This is a genomic window from Actinomadura fulvescens (assembly GCF_039533225.1).
Lineage (GTDB): Bacteria > Actinomycetota > Actinomycetes > Streptosporangiales > Streptosporangiaceae > Spirillospora > Spirillospora fulvescens.
Genome location: NZ_BAAATD010000012.1, coordinates 78,927 through 91,283, shown reverse-complemented (window position 1 = coordinate 91,283; position 12,357 = coordinate 78,927). Strand labels below are relative to the sequence as shown.

The 12,357-nt window shown below is 69.8% G+C and carries 11 protein-coding genes; 6 read left to right on the top strand and 5 right to left on the bottom strand.

Features of this window, described 5'->3' with window-relative positions; genetic code table 11:
- Positions 1 to 39: 39 nt before the first annotated feature.
- Entirely contained in the window at positions 40 to 645 is a 606-nt protein-coding gene (locus ABD333_RS35595; RefSeq protein ID WP_344546972.1) for a hypothetical protein, read from the bottom strand.
- Positions 646 to 1,030: 385 nt separating this feature from the next.
- Between ABD333_RS35595 and ABD333_RS35590 the strand changes: the two genes are divergently transcribed.
- Complete coding sequence (locus ABD333_RS35590; RefSeq protein ID WP_344546971.1) at positions 1,031 to 1,444, top strand: hypothetical protein; 414 nt, start codon at positions 1,031 to 1,033, stop codon at positions 1,442 to 1,444.
- 145 nt (positions 1,445 to 1,589) lie between these two features.
- Positions 1,590 to 1,979, top strand: coding sequence for an STAS domain-containing protein (locus tag ABD333_RS35585; RefSeq protein WP_344546970.1), 390 nt, complete (start codon positions 1,590 to 1,592; stop codon positions 1,977 to 1,979).
- A 6-nt stretch (positions 1,980 to 1,985) separates the two neighbouring features.
- Here ABD333_RS35585 and ABD333_RS35580 read toward each other — a convergent pair whose 3' ends face one another.
- Positions 1,986 to 2,450, bottom strand: a complete 465-nt coding sequence (locus tag ABD333_RS35580; RefSeq protein WP_344546969.1) for a CBS domain-containing protein — start codon at positions 2,448 to 2,450, stop codon at positions 1,986 to 1,988.
- A 50-nt stretch (positions 2,451 to 2,500) separates the two neighbouring features.
- Here ABD333_RS35580 and ABD333_RS35575 point away from each other — a divergent pair, with 50 nt between their 5' ends.
- The 4 genes from ABD333_RS35575 (at position 2,501) to ABD333_RS35560 (ending at position 7,922) form a co-directional block, all read left to right on the top strand.
- Positions 2,501 to 3,781 (top strand): ArsB/NhaD family transporter, encoded by a 1,281-nt coding sequence (locus ABD333_RS35575; protein ID WP_344546968.1) that lies wholly within the window; start codon positions 2,501 to 2,503, stop codon positions 3,779 to 3,781.
- Between the two features lie 168 nt (positions 3,782 to 3,949).
- The gene (locus ABD333_RS35570) at positions 3,950 to 4,441 is read left to right on the top strand and encodes a hypothetical protein (protein ID WP_344546967.1); all 492 of its coding nucleotides are present in this window, start codon (positions 3,950 to 3,952) and stop codon (positions 4,439 to 4,441) included.
- 230 nt (positions 4,442 to 4,671) lie between these two features.
- Positions 4,672 to 5,460 (top strand): ABC transporter ATP-binding protein, encoded by a 789-nt coding sequence (locus tag ABD333_RS35565; protein ID WP_410557064.1) that lies wholly within the window; start codon positions 4,672 to 4,674, stop codon positions 5,458 to 5,460.
- A complete protein-coding gene (locus ABD333_RS35560) occupies positions 5,454 to 7,922 on the top strand; it encodes an ABC transporter permease (protein WP_344546965.1) in 2,469 nt (822 codons plus the stop codon). The genes ABD333_RS35565 and ABD333_RS35560 overlap by 7 nt, the downstream gene beginning before the upstream one ends.
- Positions 7,923 to 7,959: 37 nt before the next feature.
- On the opposite strand, the gene ABD333_RS35555 is transcribed toward ABD333_RS35560, so the two are convergent.
- Genes ABD333_RS35555 through ABD333_RS35545 form a run of 3 tightly spaced genes read right to left on the bottom strand, consistent with a single transcriptional unit; the run spans position 7,960 to position 12,271 of the window.
- Positions 7,960 to 10,239 (bottom strand): acetoacetate decarboxylase family protein, encoded by a 2,280-nt coding sequence (locus tag ABD333_RS35555; RefSeq protein ID WP_344546964.1) that lies wholly within the window; start codon positions 10,237 to 10,239, stop codon positions 7,960 to 7,962.
- Positions 10,236 to 10,505, bottom strand: a complete 270-nt coding sequence (locus tag ABD333_RS35550; protein WP_344546963.1) for a hypothetical protein — start codon at positions 10,503 to 10,505, stop codon at positions 10,236 to 10,238. Before ABD333_RS35550 ends, ABD333_RS35555 begins: the two co-directional genes overlap by 4 nt.
- Complete coding sequence (locus tag ABD333_RS35545; RefSeq protein ID WP_344546962.1) at positions 10,502 to 12,271, bottom strand: peroxidase family protein; 1,770 nt, start codon at positions 12,269 to 12,271, stop codon at positions 10,502 to 10,504. The genes ABD333_RS35550 and ABD333_RS35545 overlap by 4 nt, the downstream gene beginning before the upstream one ends.
- Positions 12,272 to 12,357 lie beyond the last annotated feature (86 nt).

Below are 12,357 nucleotides of genomic sequence, written 5' to 3'. Positions count from 1 at the left end.
GCCTGCGCTGACTCATGTCGGGCCTGATTCGGGCAGGGTTCAGGCCGTGCGGTCACTCTGAGCGAGCGAGCTGTCTGTGCTGGGCGAAGGCCGCGGTACCACCGTGGTGATCCTGGCTGCCATGGTCGTGGAGACCGCGCTGCTCAGCGTGGTGGTGATCGATCCGGGCAACTGCTGGTTCAGCTGCCGGAGCACGTATCGTCCGGTGACCAGCGCAGGAAGGTAGGCGGCCGCGCCGCCGCCCAGCAACAGCAGCGCCATCGGCCAGGTCCCCTGCAGCAGGTACGCCGCGCCGAACAGCAGCAAGACCAGCGTCAGCGCCAGCAGTAGCGCGCTCGTCCCGGCCAGCAGGCCCAAGAACACCATTGCGGCCAGCGTGCGCCCCGCCACGGCCGCCGCCCGTCCCGCGCGCAGCTGCCCGGTCCGCCACGCACGCAACGCCTCAGATCGGGGCGGGAGGACCGACAGCGCCACCGCGACCCAGCACGCCGCTCCCCAGCACGCCGCGGTCAACGCGGCCTGCGTCGTCGACAGAGCCGCCCGGCTCGCCACCCGCGCCTCGCCGCGGTCATGGAACTGTTCCGCGTGCCCGCCTGGCGGGACTCCCTGTGTGGATCCTGGTGAGATATCCGGTCTGGTGCTCATGTGCTGTCCGCTGCTGATCATTGCTCGTAGTCGCCCCCAGTATTGCCATCGAGGTTGCCACCAGCCGTTCACCGGCTGTGGGACGCCCAATCAACCCGGAGGTTCCCGACAGACGACCCGCTCACCGATCGACGGGCGAGATCGGTGTGGGCGACGACGTGGCCACGAACATCACCACCATCGGAAACCAGGTCCAGGTCAAGACCCGCCCAAGAAGACGACCTACGGGCGGTACGGCGTGTGGCGAGAGCAGACCTGGGGACGTCTGACCTATCTGACCAAGGACTGTCGGATCACCAAGAACGTGGCCACCACGGCATGGGCACCGCGCCGGGTCGGCTGGCAAATCTGGGAACGCTGACCGAATATGCCTAGCACACGAGCGGTGGCGGCAGCCGCCTGCGGCCTTGTGGCCGTGCTGGCAGGATGCTCCACGGGCGCGCCGGACGAACCGTCCGCGAACCCGCGAAGCACCACGCCGGCAACCAAGCCCGCCGTTCTGCGGGTGCCCAAGCCCGAACCGGACCTAAAAACCCTCGTGGTGGCCAAACCGCACCGCGGCAACGGCGTTATCGGGACCTTCAAGGCCACCAAGGCACCGCTCTGGCTGGCCATCGACTGCCAAGGGCCAGGCGACCTGAAACTTCTGATGCCCGGGATCGGCAGCTTTGAGATTCCCTGCACACAGGGCCGGGTCAACTCCACCCTCAACCAGATCGACGTCAAGAAGAGCCGCACGCTCACGCCCCGAATACAGGCACCGCACGCGGTCCAATGGTCGGTGAGGGTGCAGCAATAGAGTTCAGAGCGCTCGGGTCTTGGGGCGCGGCGGCGCTCGGTATCGCCGTGGTCCGGTGGCCGCACTCGATATGGTGGGCGTAGGTGTGCCGGGAAGTCTGGTCGGCGATGTGTACGTGCATGGTCGAGCTGACAGGGAGCCCCCGGTGGAGCCACGTGACGAGGGCGTGAGCACCTCGGGTCCACTCTTGACGATCGTTCCGGGGCTGCACGGTCCGTGCGCGATTCTGCGGCTGGCGGGCGCGGTGACCAGTTCCACGGCGTTGCTGCTTCACGAGCACCTCACCCAGGCGCTGGCGTGGGTGAGGCCACCGCTGCTGGTCGTGGAGCTGGCGCGGGTCACCGCCCTCGACGGTCATGGTCTGGCGTTGTTGTCGGCCGCGGACCGGCAGGCCGTGAACGACCACGGCAGAATGATCGTTGCCGAGGTGCCCGATGCTGTCAGCCGGGAGTTCCGGGCGTCGGCGCATGAGTTCGGCTGCGCGCCGTCCACCGCGGAGGCGATCGCGGCGCTCACGTCCGGTGGCTTGGCCTGATGTCGGCTATGGCTGCGCGGGGAGGAGCCGGGTGAGCAGTTGCGCCACGGTGATGACGCCGATCATCGGCGCGTTGGTGCGGTGGGTGTCGTCGGAGACCGCGACGACGGGACTGTGGGCGCTCGCCATCACGCTGGCGATCTCCATGGCGGTCGCGTTGGCGTCCACGATCGGCGGTGGCCTGCGGTCCGGCTCGATCAGGTCGGCGACGCGCTTGCCGGCGAGCCGCTCGCAGAGTTTGTCGGCGTGGTCCTCGTCGAAGACGCGGGCGAGGGCGGGATCGTCTTGAACGTAGCGCGGGATGATGGCGCGCAGTACTTGGGAACCCGGCAGGACCGCCGTCGGGCGGCGCTCCGCGTCGACCACGATCAGCCCCGGCAGCCCGTGGTCGGCCAGCAGCCGCGCCGCCTCCATCGCGCTGGTGTCGGCGGACACGGTGGGGAAGTCCGCGGCGAGTTGTCGTGCGCGCACAGGTCCGACAGTAGCCCACGTCGGCCGTGCCGCAGCCGACAGGAGGCTTCTTGGCCGCCGTAGCTTTGACGATCTTCGCCGTCGCCTACGTGTTGATCGCGTCAGAGAAGATCGGCCGTACCAAGGTGGCGCTGGGCGGCGCGGCACTGATGCTGCTGTTCCACATCACCGACGCCGAGGCCGCCTTCTTCTCCGAGGACAGCGGGATCGACTGGAACGTCATCTTCCTGCTGCTGGGGATGATGGTGATCGTGTCGGTGCTGCGGCAGACCGGCGTCTTCGAGTACGTGGCGATCTGGGCGGCCAAGCGTGCCCGCGGCAGGCCGTACCGGCTCATGGTCATGCTCGTGGTCATCACCGCCGCGGCCTCGGCGCTGCTCGACAACGTCACCACCGTGCTGCTGATCGCCCCCGTCACCTTCCTGGTCTGTGAACGGCTCGGCCTGAAAGTCGCCCCGTACCTGATCGCGGAGGTGATGGCGTCCAACATCGGCGGCACCGCCACGCTGGTCGGCGACCCGCCCAACATCATCATCGCCAGCCGCGGCGACCTGTCGTTCAACGACTTCCTCGTCCACCTCGCCCCGTTGGTCGTGGGGCTCATGGTGGTGTTCTGCCTGCTGTGCCGCCTGCTGTTCCGATCGGCCTTCACCTACGACCCCGGCCGCGTGGCGGCGGTCATGGCGCTGGAGGAACGCGAGGCCATCACCGACCGCCGGCTCCTCTTCCAGGGGCTGGCGGTGCTCGCCGTGGTGGTCGCCGCCTTCGTCCTGCATCCCGTGCTGCACTACGAGCCCTCCGTCGTCGCCCTCCTGGGCGCCGGCCTGCTGGTCGCCGCGACCAAGGTCACCACCGAGCAGGCGCTGGAGGAGGTCGAATGGCCCACTCTGGTGTTCTTCGCCGGCCTGTTCGTCATGGTCGGCGGACTGGTCGAGACGGGCGTCATCGGCGGCGTCTCCAAGGCCGCCGCCGACGCCACCGAAGGCCGCCTCGGCCTCGCCACCATGCTCCTGCTCTGGGCGTCCGCCGGACTGTCGGCCATCGTGGACAACATCCCCTATGTCGCCACCATGAGCCCCATCGTCGCCGACCTCGTGCGGCAGAACGGCGGCAACGACCAGGCCCAGGTCCTGTGGTGGGCGCTCGCACTCGGTGCCGACCTGGGCGGCAACGCCACCGCCATCGGCGCCAGCGCCAACGTCGTCGTCCTCGGCATCGCCGCCCGCAACGGCCACCCGATCTCCTTCTGGCAGTTCACCAAGTACGGCCTCGTCGTCACCCTGATCACCGTTGCCCTGGCCACTCCTTACCTGTGGCTCCGCTACCTGTAGGAGCGCGAGCCGAGCCCGCGCGGCGTCGGGCGAAACTCCACGGTGGACCGCCCCACCGGTTGAAGCATTAACTGTTAAGAATCTTTCACTTGATCTTGGTTTCCGGTCCTCCATAAGGTCGTCTTCGCCGGACCAAAAATCCGGCACACCTTCCCGAATGGAGAACACATGAAGCTGCGGATGCTGGCGACCGGTGTGGCCGTGACGTCCCTGACCGGACTGGCCGGCCTGGCCTACGCGACTCCCGCCAACGCCGCCTCCCAATGCGCGACCACCTCGAAGGAGTTCCCGACCAGCGGCTTCAACGCCGACGTGAAGGTGCAGCTCTGCATCGCCCGCAACTGGGGCGGCCCGGGCGGTAGCAACAGCTACACGTGGGCGTACGCCAACGTCAGCTGGGGCGACTCGGGCGCCGGCAAGTTCGAGAACTTCGACGTCCAGGTGCGCATCGAGCAGAACGACTCGGTCGTCAAGAGCGGCACCTGCGACATCACGTCCAAGATCAACACCGGGTCCGGCTCGACGACCTGCCGCATCCCCGGCTCGGGCTCGTACCTCAACATCAGCGGCAACACCGCCGACGGCAAGGTGACCTACAACGTCAACGACGACGGCCTGGGCAACCAGCCCTGGGAGCTCGCGGGCACGCCCAAGATCTGATCCTGCCGGCAGATCACAGCCGGTCGGACTCGTCCGGGCGACCATCGTCGGCGGCGAGCCGACCGGCTTGCGCATCCCACGCCTGGTCCGAAAGCCCCGAATCGCCGCGGTCTCAGGGGACGCAGGGGTGTAGCTAGTGCCACCCCAAGACTGCCACCTATGCCAGTGCGGGCCCCGGGCCTGCGCGTTTGGGTAGTGGCATGGATCGTATGCAGACCAACCCTCATGGGATGGGGCGTCCAAGCACGCTGCCCGTAGGTGAGAACGGTGGGGCCGGGGCAACATCCGGTGATGTGGTGAGCCTCGTATCGGTGACCAGGACTTATGGGTCCCGTGACAACAAGGTGACCGCACTGGCAGGACTGTCGGTCGGCTTCCCGGCCGGACGGTTCACGGCGATCATGGGGCCGTCGGGGTCGGGCAAGTCGACGTTGCTGCAGTGCGCCGCCGGGCTGGACCGTCCGGACGAGGGCAAGGTCATCGTCGGGGGCACCGATCTCACCGAGCTGAGCGAGGCCAAGCTCACCCTCATGCGCCGCGACCGCATCGGGTTCGTGTTCCAGTCGTTCAACCTGCTCGCGTCGCTGACCGCGGAGCAGAACGTCGGGCTCCCCATGCGCCTGGCCGGGCGCCGCCCGAAGCAGGCCGAGATCGCCGAGGTGCTCGATGCCGTCGGCTTGGCCGACCGTGCGCGGCACCGGCCCAGTCAGCTGTCGGGCGGGCAGCAGCAGCGGGTGGCGATCGCCCGGGCGATCGTGACCCGGCCCGAAGTCCTCTTCGCCGACGAACCGACCGGGGCGCTGGACACGTCGACCTCGCGCGACGTTCTGGAAATACTGCGCGACCTCGCTGACCAGTACGGTCAGACGATCATCATGGTGACCCACGATCCGGTGGCGGCGTCCCACGCTGACCGGGTGGTGTTCCTCGCCGACGGCCGGCTCGTGGGGGAGATGCACCAGCCGACGGCGGAGGCCGCCGCGGCACGCATGGCCCGCTTGGAGACGGGCCCGTGCTGAGGATCGCGTTGCTCACCATCCGGACGCGCTGGGTCGCGTTCGTCGGCTCGACCATCGCCCTGACCATGGGCGTCGGCCTGGTGGCCACCATGGGTCTCGCGCTGGCGGCCGCCTTGGACACCACGGCCACGGGCGGGGCGAACCGGTACGGCGCCGCACCGGCTTTGATCAAGGCTTCGGACACGCTGCGGGTGCGGGTCGGCGACAAGACCAAGGGCCGTCCGCTGAAGGCACCGCGCGGTCTGGACGCCGCGACGGCCGACCGGGTCAGCGCGCTCGGTGGTGCCGTCAAGGACCGGGTGTTCTACGCCCAGGTCCCGGGCGCGGGCTCCGACGGCCCTGTGATCGGCAGGCCCTGGTCGGTGGCCCCGTTCGCCCCCTACCGGCTCGTCGCGGGCCGCGCTCCCGCCTCGTCCGGCGAGGTCGTCCTGCCTGCCGAAGCGCCACGCGCGGGCAGCACGGTCCGGATCCTCACCGAACGGGGGCCGGTGACGTACCGGGTCGTGGGACTGAGCGCGTCCAGCGGGACCGAACCCGCGATCCTCTTCCATGACGCCGAGGCCGCCCGGCTTTCTCCGCGGATCGACGCCATGGTCAGCACGGCCCCCGCCGCCGCGCTTCGCGGCGTCGTCGGGACATCGGCCGAGGTCCTCACGGGCGGCCGGGCCCGTTCGGCCGGACTCGCGGCGGACGAGGAGAAGCGAACGCTCAACGGGACCCGGATCATGCTGGGTACTTCGGGCGGGATCTGTGGGTTCGTCGCGGTCTTCGTCGTCGCCTCCACGTTCGCCCTCGCGGTCGCTCAACGGCGACGCGAGCTGGCGCTGCTGCGTGCCCTCGGAGCCACGCCCAGGCAGGTACGGCGGATGCTGCTCGCCGAGGCGTTCTTCGTAGGAGTGATCGCCGCGGCTCTCGGCTGCGCGCTGGGTCCGGTCTGCGCTCCCTTGCTGGGGGACTGGCTGGTCGACCGGAAACTGGCTCCCGCCTCGTTCTCGGTCCCGCTGACGCCGTGGCCATTGGCCGTGGCGTTCGCGACAGGGCTCTCGGTCTCCCTGCTCGGCGTCTGGTTCGCCTCGCGGCGGGCCGCGCGGATCCGGCCTTCCGAGGCGCTGCGCGAAGCGGCGCTGGAGACCCGCGCCATGACGGCCGGCCGCTGGGTCCTTGGAATCGGCGGTACGGCGGCAGGTCTCTGGATCATGGCCTCGGCATGGGGAGAGCCTGGCAGCGCCATCAACCGCAAGCAGTACATCCCCCTGACCATGGTGCTGATCGCGGGCTTCGCGATGCTGGCACCGGTCATCGTCCCGCCACTGGCCAGGCTGGTCACCGTGCCGCTGAGGGCGCTGCCGGGCGCCGGCTCCATGGTCGTCCGGGAGAACGCGCTGACCGCGGCACGCAGGACGGCCTCGACGGCCGCCCCGGTGCTGGTCACCGTCGGGCTGACGCTCTCACTGCTCGCGATCAACGCCAGCGTCGAGGAGGCGAAGACCGCCGAGCTGCGCCGCCACCACCAGGCCGACTTCATCGTGACGCCGTCCGGCACCCCCGGTCTTAACCAGGCCGTGGTCGAGGGCATCGCCGTGGTGCCCGGTGTGGACGCCGTCGTCCGCACGTCCACCACCCTGTACGCGATGGAGGACGGCAACGCCGTGGTGAAGTACCCCGCGCAGGGAATCGACATCGACGATCTCGGCAGAGTCGCCAGGCTCCCGGTGATCGAGGGCGACCCCAACGCTCTGCGGGACGACTCGATCATCGTGTCGCAGGAGTGGAGGCGGAAGGTGGGGGAGCGCGTCGACGTGTGGCGGGCGGACGGCTCCCGGGTCTCGCTGCGCGTGGTGGCCGTGCTGCGAACCGGCACCGGCGACAACAGCGTGTTCGTGACGTCCCGCAATGCCGTCGGATCGGGGCTGGCCGACTCGATCGATGTGAGGCTGCACCCGGGCACCGACCGTGCCGCCACGCTCGCCGCGCTGCGGATCGCCACTCACGGTCTGGGGGCCAGGCCGGTGGCGACCGGTGACTGGATCGCCGCGGGCAAGTCCGACAGCGGACGGCAGGGCCGGCTGGGCATGTACGTGGTGCTCGGCGTGGCCTTGCTCTACTGCGCCATCGCGATCGCGAACACGCTCGTGATGGCCACCGCGGAGCGGATGGGCGACCAGGCCCTCCTGCGCCTGTCCGGAGCGACTCGCCGGCAGGTGTTCCAGGTGGTCGCGGGCGAGTCAATGCTGGTCGTCGGCATCGGTACCCTGCTGGCGGTCCTGGTGTCCGTCCTGAGCATCGGGGTGGTGGTCAAGGGCTTGGACGGGCTCACCGGCCGGATCGCGGTCGCGGTGCCCTGGCCGCCGGTGATGGGCGTGGCCGCCGCCTGCGTGGTCATCGCGCTGCTCGCGTCGCTGCTGCCGGCGCACACGGCGATGCGCCTCAGTGCCATCGAAGCCCTTGGCCGCCGCGAGTAGGGCGCGGCGGCCATCGTGGTCCGGCGTCGGTCGCGGGTCAGCGTGGAATGTGGACGGGCAAACTTTCGTCGAGTCGGGCCTGGTAGGAGGGAGCGACGAGAGCGAGGATCGGCCGGGCCCGGTCGAGTCCCAGAGCGTGGACGCGGTCGGTCATCGGATGACCGGGCGTCGCGGTGAGCCGCAGGTTGCTCGCCGGATGGGCACGCTGGAGGCCGTGGGCGTTGACGAGCGAACGCAGGCCCTGGCCTTCCTGTAGCGAGTAGCAGACCAGATCGGTCGCGGGCGCGGGTGCCCAGGGACCGAGCCGGCCGGCCAGAGTCAGCAGGGTCTGGCCGTCGCGGCGGATGGCCGCCGTCAGCCGACCCTTGCCGAAGGTGGCCGTGACCTGGGCGGCGAACGCCGGAAATCCCCAGACCTCGTCGGCGACGGCGCGGGGGAGTTCCTGGTCGACGGCCAGGTCGAGCACGTGCAGGCCCGAGCGGCGCCGATCGGCGGGTTTGAGCAGGTCGGGCCAGCAACGCAGGCTGCCCGGACGCCAGGGGTCTTGGACGAGTACCGCGAGCGCCACCTCGTTGTGGGGCCCTACAGAGGTGTCGTGCAGGGCGCGCACCATCACGGCGGCCACCGCGCGGCCGCGGACGGTCACCGGGGCCAGGCCGGTGCCGGCCAGCGCTTGGGCGGCGGCCGCGGCGGGAACGGCGAACAGCAGCGTGGCGGCGGTGCCGTCGAAACAGCGCACCGGCGTCTCCACCGTGCCGGTCGAGATCTGGCGGGGCGTGGTGGGCACGGCCAGGAAGGGGAACCCGGCGGGCGGACGTATCTCGTCGAACAGCTGGTAGGCCTGGGCTCGGCTGACCTGGCCCTGGTAGGGAGCGAGGGCGGAGTCGATGTGCTCGCGCGCCTCGTGCAGATCGTTCTCCAGGTTGGCCAGGTACTTCAGGGCGTGGTGGCAGGCGGGGAACCGGTGGGTGTCGTCCTGGTAATCCACCACGTACCAGTCCGGGTGCAGGTGGAAGGGCGATCCGGGACCCTGCCCGTCCAAGCAGGGGATGAGGTCGTGCTGGTTGGTGATGGTCGCGACGAACGCCGTCTTCGGCGGGCGTTTGAAGTCGACCGGGGCGCCCACCGCGATGACGTGGGTGATGGTGTAGCGGCTGTGGACGTCGGGATCCTGTGCGAGATTCATCACCGCCGCGCCGCCTTCGCTGTGACCCATCAGCGCGATCTCGGCCCCTTCGGGTACGCCGAAGGCCTCTACGGCGCACACCAGGGCGCGAGTGTAGGGCGACTCGTCCATCAGGGTGTTGCGCCAGGCACCGACAAGGTCTTGGGGAGAGTCGTTGCGGGGCATGCCGCCCTGCATGCCGGGGGCGTACAGGATGTAGCGCAGGATGCCGTCGGCGCCGTGGACCTCCTGCAGGTAGGCACGGCCGGTGTTCTTCAGCACGGCGATGTTGCGCATCATCCCGGTGATGGTGCCTTCTGTGCTGATCTCCTCGTCCTCTTGGCGGGTGAGGTCCACCGGCTCGGCGGTGCCGCGTCCCACGTCCCAGCGGCAGACGGCGTTGACGGTCACCCCCAGCAGCGGCTCGTGGCGGATGGGACGGCCGCTGGCGATGGCCCAGCCCGACTCGTCGTTGAAGGGGTCCTCGTCCAGCAGCGCGTTGAGCGCCAGCAGTTCGGTGAAGATCGGCGCGATGTCGTTGAGCGCCCGGCTCACGTCGTCGTCCTTGGCCAGACGGCGAAGCTCCCGCATCGCCTGGATGCTCCGGTCGGAGGTGATCGCCTCCACCAGGCGGCGTACGCCCTCGTTCTCCAGCAATTCGGGGTGGGTCCGCGTGGCGGCGGCGATGCGCAGCCGCAGGGAGGCGACAGCGACCAGTGAGGCGAGCCTCTCCCTGCCGGTCAGGGTTCCGAGCTTTTCCGGCACGTTGACCAGACGGCCGCCGGTGAGGGCGAAGCCGAGCCCATTGGAGTGCACGGCGGCGCGCACCAATGCCCGTTGGGCCGCCATGCCCGTACGAGGCGACCGCGTCACCGATGCGGCCAGTCCGGAATGGGAGAGCACGGCGGTGAGCCGCGCGGACACGCCGTGGATCTCCTCGGCGGCCCGGGCGATGTCGACGGCGACCTCGCGGACGCCCGCCAGCTCGTGCTCGTAGACGCCGGTACGACTGGCGTCACGAGCCGACGACGTGGCGGCGCCACGGATGTCGTCGGTCGTCGGCGCGGTTTCGCCGCGGTGCGGTGGCGTGTCGGTGTCGAGAGGCGGCGGCGTGGTCTCGTTGTCCGCGCTGGGCTTGGGCGTGGTGTTCATTCGGCCGGCCCTCCAACGCCCAGGAGGGCTCCGGCGTGGTCGTCGAGGCGGTCGGCGGCGGCCTCCAGGTCGGCGGCGGCCGTCATGCACCGGTCGATCAGGTCCTTGATGGTCTCGTCCAGCCAGTCGGGGGCCAGCGGTCCGCCGCGCAGCGTCGCCGCGGCGTCCCGCAGGCGCAGCGCCTGCCGCTTCATCACCTGCGCGTCGGCTCGGACGCCGCCGGCCAGCAGTGCGATGCGGGCCGGCTCGGGGGCGGCCGGGCTCATGCCAGCCCCCGCCAGGGCGAGAAGGCGTTGCGGACGCCGCTGAGCGCCGGGGCGAGCTCGGGATGGTGGCGCAGCAGCACCTCGGTCATCCCGGTGCGGTCGATCCAGTCCAGCCCTTCGGGGGTGTAGGTCTCGGGCGTGTACAGGTCGGTGAAGAACGGATCGCTCTTGAGCCGGCGGGACGCCATCAGCACGAAGATGCGGAAGGCGGTGTCCGACAGCCCGAAGCCGGAGGGCTTGGGCTCGGCCAGCAGGCCGACGGTGGCGTCCACGCGCTCCAGATCGCCGTCGTAGACCTCCTCGATCTCCCGTGCCCACACGGCCTTGTCGGTGAGCTGGGCGAACTCGGTGATCGGCGGTTTGCGCAGCATGCGTCGGAAGTCGTTGTAGCGGGGGACTCCGCGTTCGCGGTCGCGCAGGACGTCCAGGGTGCCGACGTCGATGCGTTCACCGTTGATCCGCATCAGGTCGCGCATCGCGGTGGGGTGGTTGTGCAGGGTCAGCGCTCCGGGGTTCATGACGCCGAACGAGTAGAACAGGTCGGGCATGCCGTAGCGCTCGACGGCCGCGCGGGTGTGCTGGCCCTGGAGGGGCACCAGCTCCTCGGTGGTGATCGGTCTTCCGTCCTGGTGCGAACGGATCGGGTAGTCGTCGCGGATCAGAGGGTGCAGCCGGTACGAGGTGACGAACTCCTCGGTCATCGAGAACTGCGCGCCGTGGTGATCGGCCGGGGAGCCGAGGATGCCCGAGAGCACCTCGCCGCGTCCGAGACGGCCGAACCGGCGGCGGAACCGGGGACCGACCAGCCCTGACCAGTTGACGTTCATGACCAGGCGCAGGGCGGGTGTGGCCAGGAGGCCCGGCGTCCACTCCACGGTATGGATCTTGGCCATGACGGCGGCGTTGACCAGCCGCGCGGTCTGGAAGAGCCGTTCGTCGTCCCAGGAGGGATAGGCCTCGCGCAGCATGCCGCAGATGGCGTTGTGCTCCTTGACGAACAGGGTGTGCATCAGGGCCAGGCCCACCCAGTAGTTGTCACTGAAGCCCGTCAGGTCGATCCCGGCGAGGCCGGGTTCGGTCTCTTCCCGCAGCCTGCCGTCCTGGACGGCCATCATGCCGTCCTCGCCGGTGCGCAGTGACCGGCAGCGCTTCTCCGAGCTGCCGTAGATCTGCGAGCCGTCCCACCAGTGCGTGACGATGTTCTCGTACGTCGGCGGCGCACCCGGTGCGGTGTGCGCGGTGGGGTCGGGCCGGCTCCGGCGCACCCTCATGGGGCATTCGTGCCAGGTGTCTCCGTCGGCGACAGGCACCTCGAAAGGCTCGGCCAGGTGGTTGTCACCGTGGCTGAACCAGCCGTGGTTCTGGAACTGGATCCATGCCGCGGCCAGCATGTTCAGTGACGGCGCGGGGATGAACTCGTTCCTGGTCAGCAGCCGGTTGGCCACTTCGCGGGGGCTGGGCGACATCAGCCGGTCGAGCGGCTCGGGGTGGGTCATGTCGAGAGGGGCGTTGCGGTCGAAGCGTGTGCCCGCGCGTCCCATGTCGAGGTCGGCCGGGTCGCATCCGGACCCGTCGTAGCTGCGGTATCGGGGACGTTCCGGTGACGGCGTGCGCGGCCGCTCACCGCCCGCCTCCCAGGTGTCGTGGAGGTTGTGCGCCCGGAGCCCCTCACGCATCCTGACGAGCGCCGCCACCTGGAGCGGGACCGGCAACTCGTGCCACTCCCGGCGCTGCCGCCGTCCGGCCCTTTGCCTTCGACCGATCATGGCTTTGACCTTGGCCGACATCGCCACCTCCAGGTTATTGACTCTTAGCGATGAATTGACTACTCATTGTCATACCCGCGTCGGGC